The organism is Caproiciproducens faecalis, assembly GCF_019448085.1.
Lineage (GTDB): Bacteria > Bacillota > Clostridia > Oscillospirales > Acutalibacteraceae > Caproiciproducens > Caproiciproducens faecalis.
Window position 1 is genome coordinate 572,101 of sequence record NZ_JAGFNZ010000002.1, and the last position, 26,246, is coordinate 598,346.

At 52.6% G+C, this 26,246-nt stretch carries 29 protein-coding genes and 1 other annotated feature (1 of these 30 running past the window's edge); of the genes, 9 read left to right on the plus strand and 20 right to left on the minus strand.

Features of this window, described 5'->3' with window-relative positions; all coding sequences use genetic code 11:
* Positions 1–10: 10 nt before the first annotated feature.
* The 11 genes from rplB to acpP all read right to left on the minus strand — a co-directional run bounded on the left by rplB (position 11) and on the right by acpP (position 8,080).
* Positions 11–844 (minus strand): 50S ribosomal protein L2, encoded by an 834-nt coding sequence (rplB, locus tag J5W02_RS07115; protein WP_219964972.1) that lies wholly within the window; start codon positions 842–844, stop codon positions 11–13.
* 77 nt (positions 845–921) lie between these two features.
* A complete protein-coding gene (gene rplW, locus J5W02_RS07120; protein ID WP_219964973.1) occupies positions 922–1,212 on the minus strand; it encodes a 50S ribosomal protein L23 in 291 nt (96 codons plus the stop codon).
* Positions 1,212–1,835 carry a 50S ribosomal protein L4 gene (rplD, locus tag J5W02_RS07125; RefSeq protein WP_219964974.1) on the minus strand — a complete coding sequence of 208 codons (624 nt, stop codon included), beginning with the start codon at positions 1,833–1,835 and terminating at the stop codon, positions 1,212–1,214. Before rplD ends, rplW begins: the two co-directional genes overlap by 1 nt.
* Positions 1,836–1,853: 18 nt before the next feature.
* The gene (gene rplC / locus J5W02_RS07130; protein WP_219964975.1) at positions 1,854–2,486 is read right to left on the minus strand and encodes a 50S ribosomal protein L3; all 633 of its coding nucleotides are present in this window, start codon (positions 2,484–2,486) and stop codon (positions 1,854–1,856) included.
* Between the two features lie 68 nt (positions 2,487–2,554).
* A complete protein-coding gene (gene rpsJ, locus J5W02_RS07135; protein WP_038325938.1) occupies positions 2,555–2,866 on the minus strand; it encodes a 30S ribosomal protein S10 in 312 nt (103 codons plus the stop codon).
* Between the two features lie 429 nt (positions 2,867–3,295).
* The gene (locus tag J5W02_RS07140; protein WP_219964976.1) at positions 3,296–3,562 is read right to left on the minus strand and encodes a sodium ion-translocating decarboxylase subunit beta; all 267 of its coding nucleotides are present in this window, start codon (positions 3,560–3,562) and stop codon (positions 3,296–3,298) included.
* An 87-nt stretch (positions 3,563–3,649) separates the two neighbouring features.
* Positions 3,650–4,495, minus strand: coding sequence for a hypothetical protein (locus J5W02_RS07145; protein WP_219964977.1), 846 nt, complete (start codon positions 4,493–4,495; stop codon positions 3,650–3,652).
* A gap of 357 nt (positions 4,496–4,852) precedes the next feature.
* Positions 4,853–6,289 (minus strand): proline--tRNA ligase, encoded by a 1,437-nt coding sequence (gene proS, locus J5W02_RS07150; protein WP_219964978.1) that lies wholly within the window; start codon positions 6,287–6,289, stop codon positions 4,853–4,855.
* 85 nt (positions 6,290–6,374) lie between these two features.
* Complete coding sequence (locus J5W02_RS07155; RefSeq protein ID WP_255575614.1) at positions 6,375–6,560, minus strand: OadG-related small transporter subunit; 186 nt, start codon at positions 6,558–6,560, stop codon at positions 6,375–6,377.
* The gene (locus tag J5W02_RS07160) at positions 6,561–7,661 is read right to left on the minus strand and encodes a sodium ion-translocating decarboxylase subunit beta (protein ID WP_255575615.1); all 1,101 of its coding nucleotides are present in this window, start codon (positions 7,659–7,661) and stop codon (positions 6,561–6,563) included.
* Positions 7,662–7,852: 191 nt separating this feature from the next.
* On the minus strand, positions 7,853–8,080 hold the full coding sequence (gene acpP / locus J5W02_RS07165; protein ID WP_219964979.1) for an acyl carrier protein: 228 nt from the start codon (positions 8,078–8,080) through the stop codon (positions 7,853–7,855).
* A gap of 220 nt (positions 8,081–8,300) precedes the next feature.
* On the opposite strand from acpP, the gene J5W02_RS07170 reads away from it, so the two are divergent.
* Positions 8,301–9,659 (plus strand): shikimate kinase, encoded by a 1,359-nt coding sequence (locus tag J5W02_RS07170; RefSeq protein ID WP_219964980.1) that lies wholly within the window; start codon positions 8,301–8,303, stop codon positions 9,657–9,659.
* 9 nt (positions 9,660–9,668) lie between these two features.
* Here the strand turns inward: J5W02_RS07170 and J5W02_RS07175 are convergent, their stop codons facing one another.
* Positions 9,669–11,039 carry a sensor domain-containing diguanylate cyclase gene (locus J5W02_RS07175; RefSeq protein WP_219964981.1) on the minus strand — a complete coding sequence of 457 codons (1,371 nt, stop codon included), beginning with the start codon at positions 11,037–11,039 and terminating at the stop codon, positions 9,669–9,671.
* Positions 11,040–11,439: 400 nt separating this feature from the next.
* Here J5W02_RS07175 and aroF point away from each other — a divergent pair, with 400 nt between their 5' ends.
* Genes aroF through pheA form a run of 6 tightly spaced genes read left to right on the plus strand, consistent with a single transcriptional unit; the run spans position 11,440 to position 17,830 of the window.
* On the plus strand, positions 11,440–12,480 hold the full coding sequence (gene aroF, locus J5W02_RS07180) for a 3-deoxy-7-phosphoheptulonate synthase (RefSeq protein ID WP_219964982.1): 1,041 nt from the start codon (positions 11,440–11,442) through the stop codon (positions 12,478–12,480).
* A gap of 42 nt (positions 12,481–12,522) precedes the next feature.
* Positions 12,523–13,359 carry a prephenate dehydrogenase gene (locus tag J5W02_RS07185; RefSeq protein ID WP_219964983.1) on the plus strand — a complete coding sequence of 279 codons (837 nt, stop codon included), beginning with the start codon at positions 12,523–12,525 and terminating at the stop codon, positions 13,357–13,359.
* The gene (gene aroB / locus J5W02_RS07190) at positions 13,359–14,411 is read left to right on the plus strand and encodes a 3-dehydroquinate synthase (protein WP_219964984.1); all 1,053 of its coding nucleotides are present in this window, start codon (positions 13,359–13,361) and stop codon (positions 14,409–14,411) included. The genes J5W02_RS07185 and aroB overlap by 1 nt, the downstream gene beginning before the upstream one ends.
* The gene (gene aroA, locus J5W02_RS07195) at positions 14,411–15,631 is read left to right on the plus strand and encodes a 3-phosphoshikimate 1-carboxyvinyltransferase (protein WP_219964985.1); all 1,221 of its coding nucleotides are present in this window, start codon (positions 14,411–14,413) and stop codon (positions 15,629–15,631) included. Before aroB ends, aroA begins: the two co-directional genes overlap by 1 nt.
* Positions 15,612–16,709 carry a chorismate synthase gene (aroC, locus tag J5W02_RS07200; protein ID WP_219964986.1) on the plus strand — a complete coding sequence of 366 codons (1,098 nt, stop codon included), beginning with the start codon at positions 15,612–15,614 and terminating at the stop codon, positions 16,707–16,709. The genes aroA and aroC overlap by 20 nt, the downstream gene beginning before the upstream one ends.
* Positions 16,706–17,830: a prephenate dehydratase gene (gene pheA, locus J5W02_RS07205; RefSeq protein WP_219964987.1), complete on the plus strand. Its 1,125-nt coding sequence runs from the start codon at positions 16,706–16,708 to the stop codon at positions 17,828–17,830. The genes aroC and pheA overlap by 4 nt, the downstream gene beginning before the upstream one ends.
* 31 nt (positions 17,831–17,861) lie before the next feature.
* On the opposite strand, the gene J5W02_RS07210 is transcribed toward pheA, so the two are convergent.
* Positions 17,862–18,038 carry a hypothetical protein gene (locus J5W02_RS07210; RefSeq protein ID WP_219964988.1) on the minus strand — a complete coding sequence of 59 codons (177 nt, stop codon included), beginning with the start codon at positions 18,036–18,038 and terminating at the stop codon, positions 17,862–17,864.
* A 26-nt stretch (positions 18,039–18,064) separates the two neighbouring features.
* Entirely contained in the window at positions 18,065–18,982 is a 918-nt protein-coding gene (gene prmA / locus J5W02_RS07215; protein WP_219964989.1) for a 50S ribosomal protein L11 methyltransferase, read from the minus strand.
* Positions 18,983–19,142: 160 nt separating this feature from the next.
* Here prmA and J5W02_RS07220 point away from each other — a divergent pair, with 160 nt between their 5' ends.
* Complete coding sequence (locus tag J5W02_RS07220) at positions 19,143–20,516, plus strand: oligosaccharide flippase family protein (RefSeq protein ID WP_219964990.1); 1,374 nt, start codon at positions 19,143–19,145, stop codon at positions 20,514–20,516.
* 55 nt (positions 20,517–20,571) lie between these two features.
* Positions 20,572–21,387 (plus strand): putative ABC transporter permease, encoded by an 816-nt coding sequence (locus J5W02_RS07225; RefSeq protein WP_219964991.1) that lies wholly within the window; start codon positions 20,572–20,574, stop codon positions 21,385–21,387.
* Positions 21,388–21,442: 55 nt separating this feature from the next.
* Here the strand turns inward: J5W02_RS07225 and J5W02_RS07230 are convergent, their stop codons facing one another.
* The 6 genes from J5W02_RS07230 to ilvB form a co-directional block, all read right to left on the minus strand.
* Positions 21,443–21,883, minus strand: a complete 441-nt coding sequence (locus tag J5W02_RS07230; protein WP_219964992.1) for a hypothetical protein — start codon at positions 21,881–21,883, stop codon at positions 21,443–21,445.
* Positions 21,870–22,085, minus strand: a complete 216-nt coding sequence (locus J5W02_RS07235) for a helix-turn-helix transcriptional regulator (RefSeq protein WP_255575616.1) — start codon at positions 22,083–22,085, stop codon at positions 21,870–21,872. Before J5W02_RS07235 ends, J5W02_RS07230 begins: the two co-directional genes overlap by 14 nt.
* A gap of 173 nt (positions 22,086–22,258) precedes the next feature.
* Complete coding sequence (locus J5W02_RS07240; RefSeq protein WP_219964994.1) at positions 22,259–22,633, minus strand: RidA family protein; 375 nt, start codon at positions 22,631–22,633, stop codon at positions 22,259–22,261.
* A 19-nt stretch (positions 22,634–22,652) separates the two neighbouring features.
* Positions 22,653–23,852: a threonine ammonia-lyase gene (ilvA, locus tag J5W02_RS07245; protein ID WP_219964995.1), complete on the minus strand. Its 1,200-nt coding sequence runs from the start codon at positions 23,850–23,852 to the stop codon at positions 22,653–22,655.
* A gap of 25 nt (positions 23,853–23,877) precedes the next feature.
* The gene (ilvN, locus tag J5W02_RS07250; protein ID WP_219964996.1) at positions 23,878–24,366 is read right to left on the minus strand and encodes an acetolactate synthase small subunit; all 489 of its coding nucleotides are present in this window, start codon (positions 24,364–24,366) and stop codon (positions 23,878–23,880) included.
* A gap of 16 nt (positions 24,367–24,382) precedes the next feature.
* Positions 24,383–26,053 carry a biosynthetic-type acetolactate synthase large subunit gene (gene ilvB, locus J5W02_RS07255; protein ID WP_219964997.1) on the minus strand — a complete coding sequence of 557 codons (1,671 nt, stop codon included), beginning with the start codon at positions 26,051–26,053 and terminating at the stop codon, positions 24,383–24,385.
* A 56-nt stretch (positions 26,054–26,109) separates the two neighbouring features.
* Positions 26,110–26,246 (minus strand) — a binding site (T-box leader) (it continues 99 nt past the right edge of the window).

Genomic DNA, 26,246 nt, shown 5'->3' on the forward strand with positions numbered 1-26,246 from the left:
TCTGTACGCCTTATTTGCCGTTTCTGCGCTTGACGATAAATTTATCGGAGCGGTTGTGGTGAGCGCGGGTTTTGTAACCGAGTGCAGGTTTACCCCACGGGGTAACAGGTCCCGGACGGCCCACAGGGGATTTGCCTTCGCCGCCGCCGTGCGGATGGTCGTTCGGGTTCATAACAGAACCGCGGACTGTCGGTCTCCAGCCCATGTGGCGTTTCCGTCCGGCTTTGCCGAGCTTCACGTTTTCATGGTCAATGTTGCTGACCTGGCCGATGGTGGCCATGCAGGTGACCGATACGTTGCGAAGTTCGCCGGAGGGCAGTCTCAGAAGAGCCATTCCGTTTTCCTTCGCCATCAGCTGAGCCATGTTGCCGGCAGCGCGTGCCAGCTGGGCACCCTTGCCCGGGTAAAGCTCAACGTTGTGGATAAAGGTACCGACGGGGATATTCTCAAGCGGAAGGGCGTTGCCCGGCTTGATATCTGCTCCAGTACCGGAAACAACAACATCGCCGACTTTCAGGCCGTTTGGAGCGATGATGTATCTTTTTTCACCGTCCTCATACTGCACAAGTGCAATAAAGGCGGAACGGTTCGGGTCGTACTCAATGGTGAGAACGCTGCCCGGCGCGTCAAACTTCTGACGCTTAAAGTCGATAATACGATACTTTTTACGGTTTCCGCCACCGCGGTGACGAACTGTAATTCTACCGTAGCTGTTGCGGCCGGATTTGTTGCTGATGGAAGTCAGCAGGCTCTTTTCCGGTGCAACCTTGCTCAGTCCGGAATAGTCCGTAACGGACATATTACGTCTGGAAGCCGTGGTAGGTTTAAAGTTAATAATAGGCATTAGGTTTCACACTCCTCATGATGGCTTTGCGGGGAATGCCCTTTCCCCATCCTTGCCTCTGCGTTTTCAGGCAGAGTTTACATCATGCCTTCAAAAAATTCGATTGTCTTGCTGTCGGCGGTAAGGGTGACGTAGGCTTTCTTCCAGGAAGAAGTGTAGCCTTCGTTTTTGCCCTGACGGCGGAACTGGCCTCTTACATGCAGGGTGTTGACCTTGCTGACCTTTACGCCGAAAAGGGTTTCAACCGCTCTTGCGATATCGATTTTTGTGGCATCCTTGGCAACTTCAAAGGTGTACTTCTTCATGCCAATACCGGCCATGCTTTTTTCGGTGATAATGGGGCGGAGAATAATGTCCTGTGCTGCCATTATGCATACACCTCCTCGATCTGAGCTACGGCATCCTTGAGCACGATGAACTTGTCAGCGTTCAGGATGTCATAGACATTCAGGGTGTTGGCCATTGCTGTCTTAACGCCCGGAATATTCTTAGCCGAAGCGATCACCTTTTCGTTCACCTCGGGGAGAACGATGAGTGTCTTCTTTTCGGAGCCGATTGCCTTGAGCATTGCTGCGATGGTCTTTGTCTTATACTCGTCAAGTGAAATCTTGTCAAGCACGATCATCTCGTTGTCGATCACCTTGCTTGAAAGAGCTGACTTCATGGCAAGACGTCTTACCTTTTTGTTTAAAGAATAGCTGTAGTCGCGCGGCTTCGGGGCAAATACGATACCGCCGTGAGTCCACTGCGGTGAACGTGTGGAGCCCTGTCTTGCGTGACCGGTGCCCTTCTGTCTCCACGGCTTTCTTCCGCCGCCGGAAACCTCGGCGCGGGTCAGAGCCGACTGAGTTCCCTGACGCTGGTTTGCAAGGTAGTTGACTACCATGTCGTGCAAAACCTTTGCGTTGGGTTCAATTCCGAATATGGCTTCGGAAAGGTCAATTTTTTCTATTTCTTTACCGGCCATATCAAGTACTGCTACTGTAGGCATTCCAAATTCCTCCTTCCCTTACGCCTTAACGCTGTCATGGATTACTACGATTCCGCCGTTCGGTCCGGGAACTGCGCCCTTAATAGCAATCAGATTGTTTTCTGCATCCACTTTGGCAACGGTCAGATTCTGAACCGTAACCTTCTCGGCGCCCAGGTGACCAGCCATCTTCAAACCGGGGTACACTCTTGACGGATCCGAGCAGGAACCATTGGAACCGCCATGGCGGGCAACAGGGCCGGAACCATGGGTTTCCTTCAATCTCTGGAAATTCCAGCGCTTAATTACGCCGGCGTATCCCTTACCTTTGCTGGTGCCGGTGACGTCAATCTTGTCGCCTGCAGCAAACGTGTCCGCCTTTACAAGATCGCCCACATTGTAAGCGTCCGTGTTTTCCACGCGGAACTCTCTGAGGGTTTTCTTGGGGGCGACATCCGCTTTTGCAAAGTGGCCCTTCATAGGCTTTGTGACCTTCTGCGGCTTTAAATCGCCGTAGCCCATCTGGATTGCCGCGTAACCGTCGTTTTCAACCGTCTTTTTCTGTGAGATAACACAGGGACCGGCCTGAACAACCGTTACAGGGATGACATTTCCCTTTTCGTCGAAAATCTGCGTCATGCCGACTTTCTTGCCGATAATACCTTTTTGCATTATTTTACCTCCTATGCAGGTTATTGGTTGGCATTTGCCAACTTGACCTCGGCCGCCGGTTGGTTAAACTAGAGTTTAATCTCTATTTCAACACCTGCGGGGAGCTCTAGACCCATCAAAGCCTCTACGGTTTTGTTGGATGGTCTGAGAATGTCGATAAGTCTCTTGTGTGTTCTCATCTCGAATTGCTCACGGCTGTCCTTGTACTTGTGAACAGCGCGCAGGATCGTGATGATCTGCTTCTCTGTCGGGAGCGGAACAGGTCCGGAAACCCTTGCGCCCGTACGCTTCGCTGTCTGTACAATCTTTTCAGCCGACTGATCAACCAACTGATGATCGTAACCCTTAATTCTTATCCTGATTTTCTCCTTGACTGCCACTGTGAATCGCCTCCTTATTGTAGTTGGCGGGCGGCGTTTCTTAAATCCTAACACTGTGCCGGGTGTTCCCTCATAACACATTTAAAAACCGGATTCACTTTTACAAGTTAAATCCGGGTGTAGGCATAAAAAACGTCTGAGCATAATAAGGTCATAGATACAGAATCATCCGCACGCTATTCACTTATCGCACGCTCAAAGTATCTGTCGCCCGGTTTAAAATCGGACATACTCCACGGAAAAACCGGCCTGTTTCAGCCGCAACCTCCCGCTTCATCGCATATCTGTCGCAGTCGTGCTTGATTATAATACCATAAAAGGGTCTGTTATGCAATACTTATTTTCTCTTTATTGCAAGAAATTTATACGCAATATTTGGTTATTTTGCTAAAATATTTTTAGTCCGCAAAAGAGGCCGTAATCCGCTCTTTATTTGCTGTTTCTGTGCCTTCGGGTCACATAATAAACAATCGCCGCAAGCAGTACAACCGCAACCTGTGCGAAAAAGAATCCCACCTGAAACGGTGACCGGGAAATCAGAATAGAAGTCGGCCCGTCCGCGCCGCCAATGACCCCGACCGACATCCCTGTATTTGAAAACAGTTTGATGCCAACCAGAAGCAGGGTACCCAAATAGACGCAAACCAGCGCTGCCAGAATTTTTTCATCAAAATGCCCCTCCGTTTCCGTTTTCACCTTAGGAACACCTATCATTATAATGGTATTTCAGGCAAAAAGCAACCGGAGGGGCCATCATTCAATTTTCAGATAAGCCGGTTCCTCTTAGAGGAAATTCTTCCAGATCTCGTTGCTGGTAGCAAAGGGTTTGACCTGTGCGTAAGTCAGGCTGAGTTTTACGAGGCGTTTTTCGGGCTTTGTAATCTGGAAGGCAAAGCCGACGTCGTATTTCGTGAAATAAACTGAGCCGGACTCCAGCGCGGACTTAATGACGCTTGCCGTCACGGACGGAGCAATGTCGGAGCTAAGCTGCTGCTTCGCGGCTGTTTCCAAAGCCTTGTAGAGCGCGTCGTTCTTTACAATCAGATCTTTCATTTCCAGTGCGGTGCCGGTTTTCAGGTTGATGTTCATTGCGCGGAGGGTATGGTCATTGTCCGCATTGGCCGAAAGCTTCACATATTCGTTGAAGCCAAGGCTGATAAAACCGGTACCCTCATAGGTTACGTCACTGTTGACTTTGACCGTGGTCTTATTGGTTTTTACGCCGGTGCCTAAAGAATTGATTGTCTTCAGCGCAGAGGTTTTAATCGCCGTGTTCACTTTATCCGCATTGCTGATTTTTCCGGAAAGCACCGGATAAGATGCGGAATAGGACATGTTGCCGTTTTTGTAGCTGTACTTCTCGTCCTTGACCGTATAGGTACCGTTGTTTAAACCGGAAACAGCCTTGTTGTTTTCCACCCTCGGGGCCTGGCTCGGTACGGACGGCTTGCTGGATTCCGCCGCGGACGATGCCGCCCCGGAAACCGTGCCGCTCGGTACGGCGCCGGAAGCCGTTTGGCTGGATGCACCGGATACAGTGTTATTCTGGGTTGGGGCAGCCTGTCCCTTGCAGGCCGACATAGACAACACCATGGCAAGCGCGCAGATCAGCGCCAATAATTTTTTCATGATTCATTCACTCCTTAAGTATTTCTGTTTCTCTTGTTTTATGGAAGGCCCGATGACGTGCCTCCGTATGCCGCAACGTATCCGCAAAAAGACGGATACACACGAATTCATATAATCCATCTGCCAACGTTGCTTAATGCTACCATATTCAACCACAAAAATCAACTTACAAACATGTTATGAAAATGACAAATATCCTCTTGTCTGTTACCTTTTTACAGATATATTATACAGTATTTTCCACTTGAAACAAATTCATTCAGCTGTAAGAAATAAATTTAGACAATAAAGAGAATTTGGGTAAAAGCAGAAAAAAACCGCGGACTGCTCCGCGGTTTTTCGATTATTTCAGCAGAATTAATAGGCTTTTCCCCAGTAAACCATTGATTTGGCAGGCTTTCCGCAGCAAACGCAGGTATCTGCCAAATGCTCCTGTTCCAGCGGCATGCAGCGGGAGGAAACGCCGGCGACTTCTTTGAGCTTTTCTTCGCAGGCCACGTCGCCGCACCACATGGCTTTGATAAAGCCGGGCTTGTTGTCGGCGATCTCTTTCAGCTCTTCCAGACTGGAGGCGGTGTACGTCATGCTTTCGCGGCGGGCAAGCGCGTTTTCGTAAATTCCCTTGCGCACTTCCTCCAGCTGCTCCGTAATGGCGGCTTCCAGATTGTCAAGCGGGACGAAGATCTTTTCACGGTCGCTGCGGCGGACGAGCACGCACTGGTTCTTTTCAATGTCCTTCGGCCCGATCTCCAGACGGAGCGGTACGCCCTTCATCTCGTACTGGGCGAATTTCCAGCCGGGGGTATTGTCGGAATCATCCACACGCACACGGAAGCTCTTTTTCAGCCGCTCACGCAGCTCCTGCGCCTTTTCCAGCACGCCGGGCTTATGCTGTGCGATGGGCAGAATAATGACCTGTATCGGCGCGACGGCGGGCGGAAGCACCAGCCCGTTGTTGTCGCCGTGCGTCATAATGATCCCGCCGATAATGCGGGTGCTCATTCCCCAGGAGGTCTGGAACGGGTGGCAGATGGAGTTGTCGCGGCCCTGGAAGGTCACGTTGAACGCCTTGGCGAAACCGTCGCCGAAATAGTGGCTGGTACCGGACTGAAGCGCTTTTCCGTCGTGCATCATGGCCTCTATGGTATAAGTCGCCACAGCGCCGGCAAATTTCTCCTTGTCGGTTTTGCGGCCTTTGATGACGGGAATTGCAAGATCGTTTTCACAAAAGTCGGCGTAAACCCGGAGCATCTGTTCCGTCTCCGCTTCAGCCTCCTGTGCGGTCTCGTGCATAGTGTGGCCTTCCTGCCAGTGAAATTCCACAGAACGGAGGAACGGGCGGGTGGTTTTCTCCCAGCGCACAACAGAGCACCACTGGTTGTAAAGCTTCGGCAGGTCACGCCAGGACTGAATCACCTTGGCGTAATGGTCGCAGAACAGCGTTTCAGAGGTGGGGCGCACACACATTCTTTCCTGCAGCTTCTCGCTGCCGCCCATGGTGACCCAGGCGACCTCGGGGGCAAAACCCTCGACATGATCTTTTTCCTTGTTCAGCAGGCTTTCCGGAATAAACATCGGCATGGAAACGTTTTCATGGCCGAGTTCCTTGAACCTTGTGTCAAGAATATGCTGAATATTCTCCCAGATGGCCCAGCCGTACGGCTGAATGACCATGCACCCGCGTACGCTGGTGTAGTCCATCAGCTCCGCTTTTTTGACAATGTCGGTATACCATTTGGCGAAATCCTCCTCCATGGGAGTGATCGCCTCTACCATTTTTTTCTGTTCCGCCATTCTAATTCTCCTCGATTCCGTTAGATGATTTGGGATAAAACAAACCCCCCGGCTCTTTGCAATGCCAAGGGGTTTTTTCAAAGTCTTACTTTGTATTCTTTGAACCGGTGGATTTATTAAGCATGACGATGACCCCATAGATCAGGACCATTACGATGAAAATACCAAGCATGCCCTTGCCCATCAGTTCAAACGATTTACTGACATCGGCGCCGCTGACGTCGCCCATAAGACTCTTAAATAAAACCGCCATCGCGTTTAACTGCATCATTTATATCATCCCCCAAATTCTTGCAAGATTCAGGATAATGCCTCCCGCAACAACCGATCCGACCTGGCCGGCTACATTCGCGCCGACCGCGTGCATCAGAAGGTGGTTCTGATTGTCCTCTTTCAGGGCCATTTTCTGAATCACTCTTGCGGACATCGGAAACGCGGAGATTCCCGCGCCGCCGACCATCGGGTTGATCTTTTTATCCTTCGGCAAAAACAGGTTCAGAATCTTTGCAAAAACCACGCCGCCGATGGTGTCGAACACAAAGGCGAAAAGGCCCAGTGCCATAATCATCAGGGTACCAAGGGTAAGGAACTGCTCCGCTCTCATCTGATAAGCGATCGTGATGCCAAGGAAAATGGTAATCAGGTTGGCCAGCGGGCCCTGGGCAGTCTGAGATAGCCCTTCCAGCTTGCCGGATTCACGGATGAGATTGCCGAACATCAGGAAGCCCACCAGCGCAACAGAGTCCGGCGCAACCAGTCCCGCAATCAGGGTAACAATGATCGGGAACAGGATTTTGGTGGTTTTGGAAACCGCCTTCGGATTATAGGGCATGTGAATCATGCGCTCATGCTTTGTGGTAACAAGGCGGATGGCGGCAGGCTGGATAATCGGCACCAGCGCCATGTACGAATAAGCCGCCACAGCAATCGCACCGATGTAATTACTGTGAAGAACCTGAGAAACCAGAATAGAAGTCGGGCCGTCCGCCGCACCGATTACGCCGGCAGCCATTGCGTCCTTGAGCGGAAATCCGAGCAGCACCGCCAGTACAACGGTAAGGAAAATACCAAACTGAGCCGCGCCGCCAAAGAGCAGCATGCGCGGATTGGAAAGCAGCGGGCCGAAATCAATCATCGCGCCGATTCCAACAAAAAGTAAAAGAGGGAATGCCTCGGAAGCAACGATTCCTTTTTCAAACAACCACTTCACGATGCCTGCATCCCCAACCACACCGGGCAGCGGCAGATTGACAAGAATTGCGCCAAACCCCATGGGCAGGAGCAGTGCCGGTTCGAAATCCTTTCCAATAGCCAGCCAGATCAGCAACGCGCCGATCCCCCACATGACCAGCATCTTGGGATTTTGAGCCATGAATTGAACGCCGTTTGTTAAAAAACTGAATTCACTCAACGACTTTAACACTCCTTCTATTTTAAAAAAATGCGAAACTTAAAATTATTATATCTGATACACTGTGCCATTTCAAGTAAAAGAACAATAAAAACACAATAAAATAAAAAAACCGCCATGCATCGCACAGCGGTTTCAGGAAGATTTGTCATTTAGACATTTTCTTCAATGTACTTGACCAGTTCCCCAACGGTTTTGATGTTATCGATTTCTTCATCTGGGACTTCAATTTCAAACTCGTCCTCAATAGACATCAGCAAATCGACTACATCCAAGGAATCGGCGCCTAAATCATCAGCAATGCTTGTTTCGGGAGTAATGGAATCCTCCTCAACGTCAAACTGTTCGCTGAGAATCGCCTTTACCTTCTCAAAAACCATGTCGTATCCTCCTTAAAAATCTTATACAAATTTTGATTCATCGGCACGCGGAAAACGTTATTGTTTATTGTGGACAATAATATCTATCCTATGTTACAATTGCCACAGAAAAAACCACATAAATCGCTCCGGACACTGATTGTATAACCACATATTATTAGTAAACCATGACTTTGTCAATATTTTTTTAACGTTTTTTTAGAAAGCAAGAGGAATAAAAATGACTGAGTATCATTTTGCCGTAATCGGACATCCCATTGCGCACACCATGTCGCCTTTTATTCACGAGCGTCTTTTTTCCCTGAGCGGAAGAAACGGCCGTTATGGTGTTTTGGACATTCCCCCGGAAGAGCTGCCCCTGAAAATGGAACAGCTGAACACGCTGTCCGGGTTTAACATCACCATTCCCCATAAGCAGTCAATTATTCCCCTGCTGGACGGGCTGAATGAAAAAGCGGAATTTTTCAACTCGGTGAACACCGTAAAGAACACGGACGGCCGTCTGACCGGATTTACCACCGACGGCACGGGGTTCTGCAAGGCGCTGGAAGCCGGCGGCGCGGATCTGCGCGGCCGCACGGTGGTCCTTGGCGCGGGCGGCGCGGGCAGGGTACTGGCTTTTGAAGCGGCCCTTTCCGGCGGCAGCGTGACCGTTGCCGTGCGCCCGCACGGTCTGGCGGCGGCGGAAAAACTCTGTGCGGACATCCGCACAAAAGTTGCGGGTGCACGGGCGGATTTCTGCCTGCTTACCGAAATTGACGGAAAAATTGATCTGCTTGCCAACGCGACTCCGGTCGGCATGTTCCCCCGCACCGGAGAATGCCCGGTTTCGGAGGAAATTATCAAAAAGGCCGCGTGTGTGTTTGACGCGGTATACAACCCGAACGAGACCCAGCTGGTCAAAACCGCGCGCAAAAACGGCGTACGGTCGATCGGGGGAATGAGCATGCTCGTCTGGCAGGCGGCCGCCGCGCACGAAATCTGGTACGGGGCGGAATTTGACACCGCCGATATTCAGCTGCTCTGCACCGACGCCGTAACGGAAATGAAAAAGAAGTTCGGCAATATTGTTCTTTGCGGCTACATGGGGAGCGGAAAAACCTCCGTCGGCAAACGGCTGGCGGAACTGACCGGCCGCACTTTTATCGATATGGACCGCTATATTGAACAAAAGGAAGGCGCCACGATTTCAGAAATTTTTGCCGCCCGGGGAGAAGCCGCCTTCCGCGCTATGGAACGGGAAACGGCAAAAGAGCTGTCTCTCAAAAGCGGACTGATCGTCGCAACGGGCGGCGGAGCGCTGATGGACGCCGAAAACACGGCCGTACTGAAGGAAAACGGCGTGATCGTGCTGTTGAACGCCTCGATGGAAGCCATCCGCAAACGCCTTTCCGGCGACAGCTCCCGTCCGCTGCTCAACGGGTCCGACCGGGAAGAAACCCTGCAGCGCCTGTACAGGGAACGGATGGGCGTCTACCGCGCGGCAGCCGACTTTACGGTGGATGCGGACGGCTGCGTCCAGAATGTCACCCAAAGAATCCTGAAAACAGTAAACATCCCGCTTATTCCAAACGGATAAGCGGGATGTTTACTTGTCCTGCCGGGCGGTATCAGCGTAGGTACGGTAAGCGTCCTTTCCGCTGTTTTTCGCTGCGTACATGGCCGCGTCGGCTTTGGAAAACAGCTCATAGTAGTTCGTTCCGTCCTCCGGATAAAAAGCTACTCCAATACTGCCCGAGACCTTTAATTCCGGGTCGTCGTGAGGATGGGCGTTGCGGAAAATAGTCTGCAGCACGTCAGCTTTCCGCTCTACATCCCGACGGGAGATATCGGTAAGGAACACCACAAATTCGTCCCCGCCGATTCTGCCGATAATGTCGTCTTCACGAAATTTCTTCTTGATTTTTGACGCGATATTGACAATCACTTCATCCCCTACCAGATGACCCAGATTGTCGTTGACATTTTTGAAATTATCAATATCGATGGTAAAAAGCGCGTGGCGGCTGCCCGTGGAACTTTGGCTGATTACCTTGTCAATCAGCGTGTTGGTCGTCATCCGGTTATAAAGTCCGGTCAGCTGGTCGTGCTCCGCCTTTTCCTTCAGGCTCATCGTTTCTCTTTTCTGCCTGTCGATGTCGGAAATAAAGGCAATCATCCGCAAAGGTTCCTTCTGCTCGTCGCAGAGCACCGTGCTGCGTACCCGGTACCACCGGTAAGCGCCGTTTACGTCCTTAAACCGGTACTCCGGGCTCTTGGGATTCTTTCCATTTAAAAAACTGTAAACATCGTTCAGAATGCGGGATTTATCGTCTTCATAAATAATATCGGAGTGGTAAAGCTGTTCCAAAAGGCCGTCCGCATTGACCTCCAGCCCGAATTTTTCCTTAAACGGGGGCGAACAGTAAAGTTCCTGTGTTTTGAAATTATAATCACAGATCGGGTCGGCAGCCTGCTCCATAATAATTCGGTAGCGTTCCTCGCTGTTAGCGAGTTCCCGTTTCGCTTTTTTGATGATTTCCAGCTGTTCCCGCTCCCGCTTAATGGAACGCCTTCTTTTCGTAACATCTTCCAATATGCCGCAAAAATACTCAGAACCATCCTCCGCAATCATCAGACGCAGGCAGCAGATGGCCCAAATATAATTTCCGCTTTTCTGAACCAGTTTTAATTCCAGTTCAGCCAAGCCGCGTTTTTTCAAGTTCTCGGCAAGTCTTCCCCAGTTGATCCGCTGGTCGCTGCTCAGCACCCGGTTTGGCGACGGCCCGTTCAGTGCGGTGATTTCGCCCTCGCTGTACTCAAACATGCTGTAAAAGGAAGTACTTGCATAGGCAATTGTCAAGACACCATCATTCTTACAGCAGAAAACACCGCCGCCGAGATAATTGACGATGGTTTCAATACCGAGTGTGCTCATTGCCGTTTGGGACATCGGCGTCACTTCTTTCTGTAAAGACACTTGCTGATTCTCATATTGATATACTTTTCAATTATAGCAAAACAACATAAAACAATCAAGAAATATCCCGCAGATTTTCACGTTCTTTTTTCTTTCAGGCCAAATCTCTGCATTTTATCTTGACACCGGTACCGTTCTGTATTATTATACAGGATAAGGTGAATGCAAAGGAGTTACACGATGAATTTGGCCGCATACACAACACGATTTACAGGTTTTTCTTATCCCCGCTATTTTATGGCGTGGGATTATTGTGCATGCAGCAAAATCAACTGTAAGCTTTTGTGTAAAAGGATATAGCCGTATTTTATCAATAATGGGCTGATATTTTTAACGGAGCTGACAGCAGCCCCGTTATTTTTTTACTCATTTTATTGGCATGAATCAAAGGAGGATCAGTATGATTATCGTATTAAAACCCGAATGTACCCCGCAGCAGCTAACAGAGTTCACCGACTCCCTGACCAGGGAATACAGCATCAAGGTGAACACCTGGGTGGGGACCCAGAGCACCGTGCTGGGGCTGATTGGCGACACTTCCGTCATTGATATTGACTTTATTGCCGCGCAGGACTTTGTGGAAAGCGTCAAGCGGGTACAGGAGCCGTATAAAAAGGCAAACCGTAAATTTCATCCGGACAACACGGTGATTACCCTGCCGACCGGGCAGACCATCGGCGACGGAGGACTCGCGCTGATTGCCGGCCCCTGCTCGGTGGAAAGCGAAGACCAGATCTGCGGGGTGGCCGAACGGGTTCAGAAAGCGGGCGCACAGTTTCTGCGCGGCGGAGCCTTCAAGCCCAGAACCTCCCCCTACGCCTTCCAGGGGCTGCGGGCCGAAGGACTGGAGCTTTTGAACGAGGCAAAAAAGAAAACCGGTCTGCCGATTGTCACAGAGATCATGAGCATTGGCCAGATTGATCTTTTTCTGAAGGAAAACGTGGATATTATTCAGGTGGGCGCCAGAAACATGCAGAATTTCGAACTTCTGAAGGAACTGGGAAAAATCAGAAAGCCCATCCTGCTCAAGCGCGGACTTTCCAGCACGATCGAGGAGCTTTTGATGAGCGCAGAATACATTATGGCCGGCGGCAACGATCAGGTTATCCTGTGCGAGCGCGGAATCCGCACCTATGAAACCTACACACGGAACACCCTTGATATTTCCGCTATCCCGATTCTGAAAAGGCTTTCCCATCTGCCGGTGGTGGTGGACCCGAGCCACGCCTCCGGCATTGCCTGGCTGGTCGAGCCGCTGGCGCTTGCCGCGGTGGCAGCCGGGGCGGACGGACTGATTATCGAAGTGCACAACAACCCCTCCAAAGCACTGTCCGACGGCGCGCAGTCCCTGACCCCCGACCAGTTCGACCGGGTGGCGGCGCATGTGACGGCCGCTGCAAAAGCGTTCGGCAGAAAAGTAGATTCCCCCGTCAATATTTGATATCATTAGCCTTAAAAATACTGCGTACGGAGGGAAGCCTGTATGAATAAAAAAATCGTGATCGTCGGCCTGGGTCTGATCGGCGGCTCGCTTGCGAAAGCCTTTCAGAAATACAGCGAATGCACCGTTGCCGGAATCGACCGGAACCCTGACACCCTGCAGGCCGCACTCGACTGCGGCGCGATTGACAAAATCGGGGGCGATGAGGACATTCGCAGCGCCGACCTGCTCTACCTTTGCCTGTACCCTCAGGCCGATATCGACTTTATCGCTTCGCACGCCCATCTGATCCCCCCGTCCTGCCTTGTTACCGACACCTGCGGCATCAAATCGGAAATCTGTGCGCATCTGCCGCTTCTGGCGAAAAAGCATGGCTTTCCCTTCGTGGGGGGGCACCCAATGGCGGGCAAGGAACAAAGCGGCTTTGCGGCAAGCGACGCCGACCTTTTTCTGGACGCCAGCTATATCATTGTACCGTGCGGCGCGTCACAGTCCGCCGTTGACCTGCTCAAGGCAATTGCCGTGGAGCTGGGTTTCGGCGGCACGGTCGTCACCACACCGGAGCATCACGATCAGATGATCGCGTTTACCAGCCAGCTCCCCCATGTGCTTGCCTGCGCTTACGTTATGAGCCCCCGCTGCCCGGAGCACAACGGCTTTTCCGCGGGCAGCTACCGGGATGTTTCCCGGGTGGCAAATATCAACGAACAGCTTTGGGCGGAGCTTTTCATCGATAACCGCAGGGCACTTTCCGAGGAACTGGATACGCTCATCACGAATCTTACCGATATGAAAGAGGCGGTCACAAAAGGCGACGCCGAAGCCCTGCGCGGCCTTCTGCGCACGGGCAGACTGATTAAGGAAAGGCTTGGTGAATAATGGAACTGACTGTCCGAACCTCCGGTACCTACCGGATTATGATTGAGCGCGGCTGCATGGATGCGGTCGGCGAACGCGCCGGGGAGCTTTTCAAACCCGGTGCCAAAGCGGTCGTCATCAGCGACAGCAACGTGCTCCCGCTGTACGGGAAACGCATTCTGAATTCTCTGGAAGCCGCGGGGTTTTCCGCTTCCCTGTTCTCCTTTCCGGCGGGAGAGGAAAGCAAACGCCTTTCCTCCATTGAAGCCATGTACGCCGAATGTGCGGCCCGGGGCCTGACCCGCAGCGACTTTCTCGTTGCGCTTGGCGGAGGGGTAACGGGCGACATGGCGGGTTTTGCCGCGGCAACCTTTTTGCGCGGAATTCCGTTTATCCAGATACCGACCACCCTTTTGGCACAGATTGACTCCTCCGTCGGCGGCAAAACCGGCGTGGATCTGCCGCAGGGAAAAAATCTGGTCGGTGCGTTCCACCAGCCCGCGCTGGTACTGATTGACCCGGACACGCTCAGCACCCTTTCGCCCCGGTACTTTTCGGACGGAATGGCGGAAGCAATCAAGTACGGCTGTATCAAAAGCCGGGAACTGTTTGACATGATTTTAAGAGAAGATGTCTCTCAGAAGATAGAAGAGCTGATTTTCCGCTGTGTGGACATCAAGCGCGAGGTGGTCGAGCGGGACGAATTCGACACCGGCGAACGGATGCTGTTAAACTTCGGTCATACCTTCGGCCACGCGCTGGAAAAACTGTACGATTTCAAAAAGCTGTCCCACGGGGAAGCGGTGGGAATCGGCATGGTGATGATGGCAAAATGCGGGGAAAGCAAGGGGATTACAAAAGCCGGAACGGCCAATGAAATCATTGCCGCACTGGAGAAATACAACCTGCCCACCAAGGATGAAATGCCTGCGGGCCGGGTCATTGAAGCCACCGCGCTGGACAAAAAGAACAGCGGAAACAGAATCAGCCTGATTCTGCTGAAAGAAATCGGCGAAAGTTTTGTCGATGAGGTTTTCCGCGGCAGCCTTGCCGAACTGACCGGGGTGCTGTGATGGCAAATGTACTCATTACCCCCTCCGTTCTGAGCGGAAACATCCTCGTCCCCCCGTCTAAAAGCGCGGCGCACCGCGCGGCGATCTGTTCCGCGCTGGCGGGCGGCAAACCTCTTTTTGACGGAGAAGCTCTGAGCAACGACATTACGGCAACCTGCCGCGCAATGCGGGCCATCTGCGGCGGCGGAAAAGCCGTTCAAATCGACTGCGGGGAATCCGGCTCCACCCTGCGCTTTCTGATTCCTGTCGCGGCGGCGCTGGGACTGAACGCGGAGTTTATCGGCAGCGGGCGTTTACCGGAGCGGCCGATCGGCGTCTACCTTGACTGCCTGCCGCGGCACGGCGTTTTGTGCAATACGCAGGGCGGACTTCCGCTTACCGTCAGCGGGCAAATGACCCCGGGCCGGTTCGAGTTGCCCGGAAACATCAGCTCTCAGTTCATTACAGGGCTGCTGCTCGCGCTTCCGCTTTTAAACGGCGACAGCGAGCTGGTTCTTTCCTCCCCGCTCGAAAGCGCGGGATATGTGGATATGACGATCGAAATCATGCGCGAATTCGGCGTAACAGTGCAAAGAGCCGAAAACGGTTGGAACATCCCGGGCCGCCAGAAATACCGCCCGTGCGAATACCGGGTGGAGCGGGACTGGTCACAGGCGGCGTTCTTTCTCGCCGCCGGCACACTGGGCGGCACCCTGCGGCTGGAGGGTCTGAACCCGGACTCCTGTCAGGGCGACCGCGCGGCGGAACAGCTTTTCCGGGAATTCGGCGCAAGGGTGGAGTGGGAAGGTTCCGTTCTGTCCGTCTCACCAAAAGAATTAACCGGTATCGAAATCGACGCTTCCCAGATTCCCGACCTTGTGCCGGTTCTGGCGGCGACTGCCGCGCTCTGCCGCGGATGCACTCGGATTTACAACGCACAGCGGCTGAGGATCAAGGAAAGCGACCGGCTTTTCGCTATGGCCGACGGACTGACAAAGCTTGGGGGCAAAGTTGTGGAAACGCCTGACGGTCTCATCATTGACGGCGTTCCCCTGCTGCACGGCGGTAAGGCGGAAGGCTTTAACGATCACCGCATCGTGATGGCTCTTTCCATTGCCGCGCTGAAAGCCGACGGCGGCGTCACCGTCAGCGACGCGCAGAGCATCGAAAAAAGTTATCCGGCCTTTTTTGAAGATTACAATCGGTTGGGAGGAAAAGCAAATGTCTTCCACATGGGGTGAAACAGTAAAAATATCCATCTTCGGCGAAAGCCACGGAAAAGCAATCGGCGTGGTGCTGGACGGTCTGCCCGCAGGGGAACGGATTGACTTTGACGCCGTTGCGCTGCAGATGGGCCGCCGCGCTCCGGGCAGGGACAGTACCAGCACTCCGCGAAAAGAAAGCGACCTGCCGCAGATTGTCAGCGGAATTTTAAATGATACCACCACGGGCGCGCCACTGTGCGCGCTGATTGAAAATACAAATACCCGCTCCGGGGACTACGATAACCTGAAGCTGGTTCCCCGGCCGGGGCACGCGGATTTCCCCGCACACCTGCGCTACGGCGGGTACAACGACGTGCGCGGCGGCGGGCATTTTTCCGGCCGGCTGACAGCCCCGCTCGTCTTTGCGGGAGCGGTCTGCCGCCAGATCTTACAGCGCAGGGGCATTGTTATCGGCGCCCATGTTTCCAGCATAAAGGACGTACACGACGACCCGTTTGACCCCGTCCGTGTTTCGGAGGATTTACTGACTTCCCTATCGTCGGTTTATTTTCCCGTAATTAACGAAAGTGCCAAACAGAAAATGCTGGGAACGATTGAGGCCGCCCGGCTTGCGCAAAACAGCGTGGGCGGTGTGGTTGAGTGCGCGGTGACCGGGCTGAAAGCAGGAATCGGCGGGCCGCTCTTCGGCGGAATCGAGCCGGTGTTCTCCTCCATCCTGTTCGGAATTCCGGCGGTCAAGGGAGTGGAATTCGGCGCGGGCTTCGGCGCTTCGGCGCTTTTTGGCAGCGAGAACAACGACCCCTACTACTGCGACGGGGAAATTGTAAAAACCAAAACCAACCACGCGGGCGGAATCCTCGGCGGTATTTCCACCGGAATGCCGATCATTTTCCGCGCGGCGTTCAAGCCGACGCCTTCGATTTCGCTGGAACAGGACAGTGTTGACCTGACCGCAAAAGTTGATACCAAACTCAGCGTACACGGGCGGCACGACCCCTGCATTGTTCCGAGGGCCGTCCCCGTGGTGGAAGCCGCGGCGGCAATTGCGCTGATGAACCTTATCAATCTGCAGACCGGAGGAATGGAAAGATGACTCTTGAAGAAATCAGAAAAGAAATAGACCGAATCGACGCAGAGCTTCTGCCTTTGTTCATGAAGCGGATGGACTGTGCGAAACAGGTGGCCGCCGTGAAAAAGGAACAGGGTCTTCCGGTGTTCAACAGCAGCCGCGAACAGGAGATTCTGGACCGTATCGGCAGCTTGGCGGGAGAATACGGCGGAGAGGCGCGGCTTCTGTATTCCAGTATGATGGATATGAGCCGCGCACTGCAGTACAACCTGCTTGGCGGCGGCGGGGAATTGCGCGAAACGATTCGCAAAGCCGGAGAAGCGCCGGAAAAAGCGGAAAAAATCGCCTGTCTGGGTGAAAGCGGCTCCTTTTCCAACGAAGCGCTCAGCCTGCTTTACCCAAAGGCTTCACCGCAGTTTTATCAGGGCTTTGGCGGAATTTTCGCGGCTGTCGCCAGTGGGGACGCGGATCTGGGTATTCTGCCGGTTGAGAATTCTTCCGCCGGTTCGGTCAGCGAGGTATACGACCTCATTCTGAAATATCGGTTCTATATTGTCAACGCGGCGACTCTGCACGTTCATCACTGTTTGGCGGCGGCTAAAAAAGTGGATGTCCGTACCATCGGCACGGTGTACTCCCACCCGCAGGCGCTCTCCCAATGCTCCGAATACATTACGAAAAACGATCTGCGTCCTCTGCCGTGCTCCAACACGGCCACGGCCGCACAGATGGTCGCGCAGCGGCAGGAAGCGGGAATTGCCGCCATCTGCTCCGAGCACGCGGCAAACGAATATAAGCTGAACATTCTGGACAGGGATATCCAGAACAGCTCCAACAACTGCACGCGTTTCGTCGTCATCAGCCGGAAGCTCTTCATTCCCGACCGCGCGCAGAAAATCAGCCTGTGCTTTTCCCTTCTGCATAAAACAGGTACGCTGTACAGTGTGCTTGCCCGTTTTGCGGCGCTCGGGCTGAACCTGACGAAAATGGAAAGCCGCCCGATTCAGGATAAAAACTTCGAATACGATTTTTACCTGGACTTTACCGGAAATGTGCGGGAGGACGCGACTTTAAATTTAATCTGCTCGCTTCACGAGGAGCTACCCCGGTTTTCTTTTCTGGGGAACTACACAGAATGTGAATAACTGTTTATAAAAAAAGAAACCCGCCGGGTATTTAAACCGGCGGGTTCTCTTTTTGACTTTTTGTGCGTCCCGCGCGTGACTTGCGCTTGCAGTACGGCGGATACTTTTTATGGGCTGCATGATGTTCCAGACACTCGGCGCATTTCCCGTGACGCTCGCATCGGATGTGCGGGCAATTGCAGGTGTCCGTTCCGTTTTCCAGTTTCATAGCAATTTCCTCACTGTCGGCCGGAATCATTTCCGCTTTGCGGCAAGGGCCACCCAGCCCTTTTCGGTCTTCCGGCTGATGATTGTAAACTTTTTCTCCACTTCGTTTAATACATCCTGCTCGCGTGTATCAATAATCCCGCTCATCAGATATACCGTATCCGGATGCATAAACCGCTCAATGTCCTTTGTCAGCAGGATAATGACATCCGCCACGATGTTCGCGACAACAATGTTGTATTTTCCGCTGACCTTGTCGGTCAGGTCGCCGCAGATACCGGTAAAGCGGTCGGCCACATGGTTGATTTCCGCATTCTGTTCGGCGGTCTTGACCGCGAGCACGTCAATATCCACGCCGACGGCCTTCTGCGCACCCAGCAGCAGAGCCGCCACGGATAGAATTCCGCTGCCGCAGCCGACGTCCAGCACGCTGCAGCCGGGTGTAACAGATTCCTCCAGCAGTTCCATGCACAGGCGGGTGGTCTCATGAGTGCCGGTTCCGAACGCAAGCCCCGGCTCCAGGTGGAGCACCTTCCGGTCACCCGCCTCGTATTCTTCTTCCCAGGTGGGGCGGATCAAAAGCTTTTTACCCACCGCAATCGGCTTAAAATACTTTTTCCAGTTGTTAATCCAGTCCTCTTCCACACAGTTGGCGGTGGAGATGGTGTGCCGGATTCCTTCCGCGGTATACCGCTCGCTTAAAAAGGCGATGGCCTCGGCCGGGTTTTCCTCCGGGCTGATATAGACGTGCACCTTTGCCTTTGAGCGGTCCTTTTTCAACAAATCCTCGTCAATCAGATCAATGTGCGCAATCTCCTCTACCTCTTCGCACAGGTGGGAATAGTCCTCAATATAAATTCCGTACGGCACCACCATCTGGGCAATGTCGCCGGCCCTGTCAATCTCTTTTGCGTCTACTTCCGCTGTTACTTCCGTCCAGTCCATTATGTCCTCCTGCTGTTTTTAATGCATGGCCATTTTTAAAATCGCGCTCAGCCATCTATCTATTTTTTATTATAACCCATGGGCCTCAAAATTTATAGATTTATTTTGCGGAGTACGCGAATACATTTGATTAACGATAAGAATTAAAGGTGTTAATCAAATGAAAAAACGCATTTTTTACCTGAATGCGGTCATTCTGACCTCTACCAGTGTCATTCTGCGAATGAGCAACATCTGGTTCCGGGTATTTATCTGCTCAAAAATCGGCGCGTCCGGCATGGGGCTGTATCAGCTGATTCTGTCGGTGTTCATTCTGGGCATCACCCTGTGCACTTCCGGGGTGGGCCTTGCCGTCACGCGGCTTGTTGCGGAGGGGCGCGGCACCCGGGACAGCATCCGGCGCTGTGTCGGGTACGCGCTAAGCCTTTCTCTGGTGGGAGCGGCGGCGATGTTTTTCTTCGCCGACTTTATTTCGGTGCGTTTCATCGGCGATTCCATTGCCGCCACACCGCTTAGGCTGTTGGCGCCCAGCCTTCCCTTTATTGCGGTGTGCTCCTGCCTGAAAGGGTATTTCCTTGCCATCCGCAACACCCTTGTCCCCGCGTGCGGCGAGTGGCTGGAGCAGTTTGTCACCATCGGCGCTTCGCTGTTCCTGTTCGCCAGATGCTCCGCGCCGCTGAACGCACTGATGCTCGGCTCCACTATCGGCGAGGTCTTTTCCTGCGCGTATATCGTTTTGCTGTACCTTGTTTTTGCACAGAAACGCGGTCTTTCCAAAGCGAAAAACGCCGGGGTTTTTAAAAGCGTTCTGCACATTGCGGCGCCGGTTTTGTGCGGCTCCTTTTTCCGCAGTCTGCTGAACAGTACGGAAAACATGCTGATTCCCCGCGGGCTAAGGAAATACGGCGCCGGGGAAAGCGGCGCGCTGGCGCAGTACGGCACTATGCAGGGGATGGTCATGCCGATTCTGTATTTCCCCTCTGCGTTCCTCGCCGCCCTGAGCATGCTGCTGATTCCCGAAATGGCGGAGGCCAACGCGGGCGGAAAACGGGCGACCATACAGAGATCCGTTGAAAAAGCAATGCGCTTTACACTCACCTTTTCCTTTCTGATGACCTCCATCCTGATTGTGTTCGCAGACAGCCTTGGAATGGCGTTCTACAAAAGTACACAGGTTGGAAATATGCTGCGCATTATGGCGCCGATTCTTCCGCTGATGTACCTTGACAGCGTGGTGGACGGGATGCTCAAGGGTCTGGATCAGCAGCTGTATTCTTTAAAATATAATTTCAGTGATTCGGTCATGCGCGTCATTTTGATTGCGAGTCTGGTTCCGATTTTTGGAATCAAAGCCTATATCACTATCCTCTTTATGAGCGAAATTTACAACGCTTCCCTGAGCATTAACCGGCTGCTCAAAGTAACGGCCATAGAAGTGGATGTTGTGAGCTGGATTGTTTCTCCGGCGGTTTGTGCCGCGCTTTTATACTATTTGCTGCTGCTTCTTCAAAAAGCACCTTGTTTTGCAGTTTGACAAAATGGCTGTAAAAAGTTAAACTTATAGCTATCTTGCAAGATGAGGGAGAAAAATGGATAATTTCTGGATACTGTTTCTCGTTTTTACCGTATACAGCTTTCTGGGCTGGCTGACGGAAAGCATTTACTGTTCCGTTCCAGCCGGTAAATGGATTAACCGCGGATTTTTAAACGGCCCGTTCTGCCCGATTTACGGTGTGGGCGGCGTGGTCGTCGTGTCCGCCCTGTCCCCTTTTAAAGATAATCTGATTGTCCTGTATTTGGCGGGAGTGCTGATGACCACCCTGCTGGAATATGTGACGGGCTTTGCCCTTGAAAAAATATTCCATACAAAATACTGGGACTATTCCACCCACCGATATCATCTTCAGGGCAGGATCTGCCTTGAAAACTCGCTGCTGTTCGGCGTGATGTGCGTAGTCGGCATCCTCGTGATTCACCCGACGGTCATGCGCCTGCTGACATCCATCCCGGCAACGGTTCTGCCGTGGGTGGCCGGTACTTTTCTTCTGTATTTTGCCTGCGACACCACTCTGTCCGTCTACACCATCTTCAAGTTGAACGGAAAGCTGGATGAAATGCAGCAGATACTGGATGAGATCAGGGAAAGAGCCGCTTCCTTCAAAGCGGATAAGATTGAAACCATGCAGTCCGCTCTGGGCAGCCTGATCGACGAGGAAACAAGGGCGGCCTACCAGAAGACCCTGTCCGAGCTTTACGAAAAAAAGGACAAAATAGAGACAGATGTCAAATGCTTTCAATGCCGCGTAATCAGCGCGTTTCCGACCATGAAATCTTTAAAATGCAACGAATCCCTGCAAAGAATCCGCGAAATTCAGGAAAAGGCCAGACGGATCCGCCGCGGATAATATATCACACAGGAAGAGGCTCTCCGCGGTGTCGGAGAGCCTCTTCCATCATTCTTTATTGTTCCGGTTTTCCTTTTACAAGGCGCTTTAATGCATATACCAGCGCGATCACCGCCCACATAGCGGTGCAGACCAAAGACAATTCGTTTCCGCCCGCAGCTGCCGACGGCTGATTGTGGCCTTTTGAAAGGGCAAAGCCTGCCACAAGTACGGCAACCGCTGCCGCTGAAATGACAATTGCGGCCGTTTTGGCACTAAACCGGCCCGGCGTCTCCTTAGGGCCAACCAGCGCGTCACCCCAGATACAACGGCAGATAAAGTAGGTGCATCCGGCCAGCAGGAGAATAAAGGTGCTCGTCGTGTGCTCCAGCCAGACGACACCCATGCCGCTTATTACGCTGTCGATCAGGATTAAGAATGCCAGCAGAATAAAGGATTGATACCCATACCGGTAACGCCTGCTTTGCTGCAATTCATCAAATTCAATTTTTTTCATTGTTTTCATCCTCCCAAAACAACTGATCCAACGTTTTCCCCAAAACCCTGCATATGGCGATGCACAGGTTGACCGACGGATTGTAATCGCCGTTTTCTATCGCATTTAGGGTCTGCCGGGTGACCCCGACCGCTTCGGCAACTTCCTTCTGTGACATATCCAGCGCGGCTCTGGCGGATTTCAGGCGAAGGTTCTTACCCAATTGCATTGCCTCCTTTGCTCTTTCAATAAACAAAGCATATCATATATGATACACAATGTCAAATATATATTACACTATGTATGATATTCATGATATTAAATTTGGTTGCATAAGGAAAGAAGGGATCTGCCCAGTGAGCAGATCCCTTCTTTCAGCGTAAATACGCGGGGGCATTATTTTACCGCTATGACTTCCACTTCCACCAGCACATTTTTGGGAAGCTGCTTTACCGCAACGCAGGAACGCGCTGGTTTGCCTGTAAAGTATTTTTCATAGACAGCGTTAAAAGCGGCGAAGTCGGCCATGTCCGCTAAAAAGCAGGTGGTTTTTACCGCGTTTGTGAAATCCGCTCCCGCCGCTTTTAAAACCGCGGCAATGTTATGCATGACCTGCTCGGTCTGTACGGTAATGTCGCCCGCTGCAATTTCACCGGTCGCGGGAATGATCGGAATCTGCCCGCTTAGGTAAACGGTGTTTCCCGCTTCAATTGCCTGAGAATAAGGGCCGATGGCGGCCGGTGCGTCTTTCGTTGAAATAACCTGACTCATGGTATCATCCTCCATTTATTTACATGTTTTTGATATGATAGCCCGCATCGATAATCGCCCTGCGGATCTGTTCCAGATGCTCATGGTTTCTGGTCTCCATGCGGATATGCAGATAGCAGTCATTGATGCCGGTGTTTTCTCCGCCGCGGTCATGGTGGACACTGACCACATTCCCGCCGAGGTCGGCAATAATGGCGGAAACATCCTTCAGCTGACCCGGTTTATCCATCATGGCAATCACAAGGTCGCCCGAACGCCCGGCTTTCAGCAGGCCCCGGGTGATGACACGGGAGAGAATGGTTACGTCAATGTTGCCGCCTGACAGTAAGCACACCACTTTTTTGCCCTTTACGTCCACCTTGTTGAACATGGCGGCCGCAACGGCCACCGCGCCGGCGCCTTCGGCAATCAGCTTCTGCTGCTCGATCAGTGTAAGAATCGCGGTGGCAATTTCGTCCTCCGTTACGGTGACGATTTCATCGACATATTTGCTGCACAGTTCAAATGTGGTTTCTCCCGGGCATTTCACCGCGATGCCGTCCGCAAAGGTGGAAACGGATTTCAAAGCCTGCACCTGTTTGTCGGCGAGCGCCCGCACCATGCTGGGCGCTCCGCTTGCCTGTACGCCGTAGACCTTACAGTTGGGGTTCAGCGACTTGACGGCATACGCCACGCCGGAAATCAGACCGCCGCCGCCGACAGGGACGATCACCGCGTCCACGTCGGGCAGCTGGTTCAAAATTTCCAGACCGATGGTACCCTGTCCGGCAATCACTTGCGGGTCGTCAAACGGATGGATAAAGGTCGCGCCGCTTTCCTCCTGCAGCTCACAGGCTTTCTGATACGCGTCGTCGTAGACACCCTTGACCAGACAAACCTCTGCTCCATAGCTTTTCGTCGCCTCCACCTTGGAAATCGGCGCGCTGTCAGGGATGCAGATCAGCGAACGGATGCCGTTTTTTGCCGCGGCAAGGGCTACGCCCTGCGCGTGGTTGCCAGCAGAGCAGGCGATAACACCCTTTGCCTTTTCCTCCTCAGTCAGCTGAGATATTTTGTAGTATGCTCCGCGCACCTTGAACGATCCTGTTATCTGAAGATTCTCTGTCTTCAGGTAAATCTGGCTTTCCGGATTGATGAGCGGCGCGTGAATCAATGCCGTTTCACGGATAACGCCTTTTAAAACATAGGCGGCGTGGTAAACCTGATCTAACGTTAACAAGCTGATATCCCCCAACGTATTTAATTTATTTCATCATTGCCATTGCGCCGGTGCGCAGAATTTTCAGAACATTGTACGGATTGTAAAGTTCGATAAAGGAATTGATGGTATTCGCGTCGCCGGTCAGCTCCACAATCATGGAATCCGGCTGCACATTTAAAATAGCGGCATGGAACACATTCGCGATTTCCACCAGTTTTTCGCTGTTCTGAAGGTTCCGCTCCACTTTCAAAAGCAGATGCTCGCGCACGACGGCTTCTTCCCGGTTGAGCACGGTCACTTCCTCTATGTCTACCAGTTTGCTCACCTGTTTATCTACCTGACGGACAATTCGGTCGTCCCCGGAAACGACAATCAGGATGCGGGAGTATTCCGTATTTTCCGTCTGTGCCGCGACGATGCTTAAAATGTTGTAGCAGCGGCGGCTGAACAGGCCGGCGATGCGCAGGAGAACGCCCGGATTGTTTCTGGCGAGTACGGACAATACATATTCTTTATCATTATTATGATTCATGGTAACCTGTCACTCCTCACATTTCAAGAATCGGATTTTCCACGGAGCCGCCCGCCGGTACCATGGGCAGCACATTGACGTCCGGATTGATATGGCAGTTAATCACAACCGGCTCATGAAGCGCAAGCGCCTGCTTTAAGACCGGTTCGATTTCACTTCGACGGCTGATGGTAAACGCTTTGATGCCGAACGCCTGCGCCAGCATTTCGTAATTGGTTGTCCGGTCCAGCGTGGTCTGCGAAAAACGGCCGCCGTAGAAAAGCTTTTGCCACTGACGCACCATACCGAGCACCTGATTGTTGAAGATCAGTTCGATCACCGGAATATTGTACTGCGCCGCGGTGGAAAGCTCGTTGCAGTTCATATGGAAGCTTCCGTCGCCCGCGATGTTGACCACGCGTTTGTCGGGGTTGGCAACCTGCGCGCCGATGGCCGCGCCAAGACCAAAGCCCATGGTTCCCAGCCCGCCGGAGCTGACAAAGTGCCGGGGGGTACGGAACCGGTAGAACTGTGCCGTCCACATCTGATGCTGCCCGACCTCGGTAACCAGAATCGCTTCGGAGTTTGTCAGCCGGTCAAGGGTTTCCAGAACCTCCTGCGGCATCACTTCCTCCTCGGACGTTGCTTCCTGCACCAGCGGATACAGCGCTTTCCATTCCGCAATCTCTTCCATCCAAAGCTTGTGCTGCCGCTGGGGGAGCATCCCGTTCAGGTGCGCCAGAATTTCTTTGGCGTCACCCTTCATCTTCAGGTCCACATCGATGTTTTTATTAAATTCCGCCGTATCAATCTCAATTTGAATAATGGGACAGTGCTGTGCAAACAGGTTCGCGTTGCACAGCACGCGGTCGGAAAAGCGCGTCCCCACGGCAATCAGCAGATCGCAGTTTTTAATAGCGAGGGCCGCGGTGTTCGTTCCGTGCATTCCCAGCATCCCGATATAACGCGGATCGGTCTGGTCGTAGCCGCCCTGACACATTAAGGAAGAGGAAACCGGCGCGTCGAGCAGTTCCGCAAACTTCTTGAGTTCGCCATACGCTTCTGCGGCAATCACGCCGCCGCCCGAATAGATAAACGGTTTTTCGCTTTTTCGGAGCATTTCCAGCGCCTGTTCAAAGCGCTCCGCGTAAGGGAAGTCTCCTCTTGGCGCCGGAAACGGTGTTTTAGGGGTATATTCATACTTCTGCGCCGTTACATCCTTTGGAATATCCACAAGCACCGGCCCTTTTCGGCCGGTACCGGCGATTAGAAACGCTTTTCGGATCGTATCGGCAAGATCTTCAATGTTTTTCACCAGATAATTATGTTTCGTAATCGGCATGGTAATGCCGGTAATATCCACTTCCTGAAAACTGTCCAGTCCCAAAAGGTCACGGCTTACATTTCCGGTGATTGCAACCATGGGGACGGAATCCATATAGGCGGTGGCAATCCCGGTAACAAGGTTGGTTGCGCCCGGGCCGGACGTTGCAATGCAGACTCCGGTTTTTCCGGTCGACCGTGCGTAGCCGTCCGCGGCGTGGGCCGCGCCCTGCTCATGGGCGGTACGGATATGGTTGATTTTATTGCGGTACTCGTAAATGGCGTCGTAAATATTCAGCACCGCCCCGCCCGGATAGCCGAAAACCGTATCCACACCCTGCTCCAGCAGGCACTCCATAAGAATCTGCGCTCCTGTTAACTGCATTCCTATTCCTCCTTAAAAACATATCTTCCTCAAATAAAAAAACCTTCGCCTCTATGTATAGAGGCGAAGGTTTCACTTCGCGGTACCACTCTAAATTCGCCGAATAAACGGCATCTCAGCATGCATCCAACAATGCACTCCCCTGTAACGGTGGGAACCCGGGCGTACCTACTAAGCGACTGTTCAGCTGCCT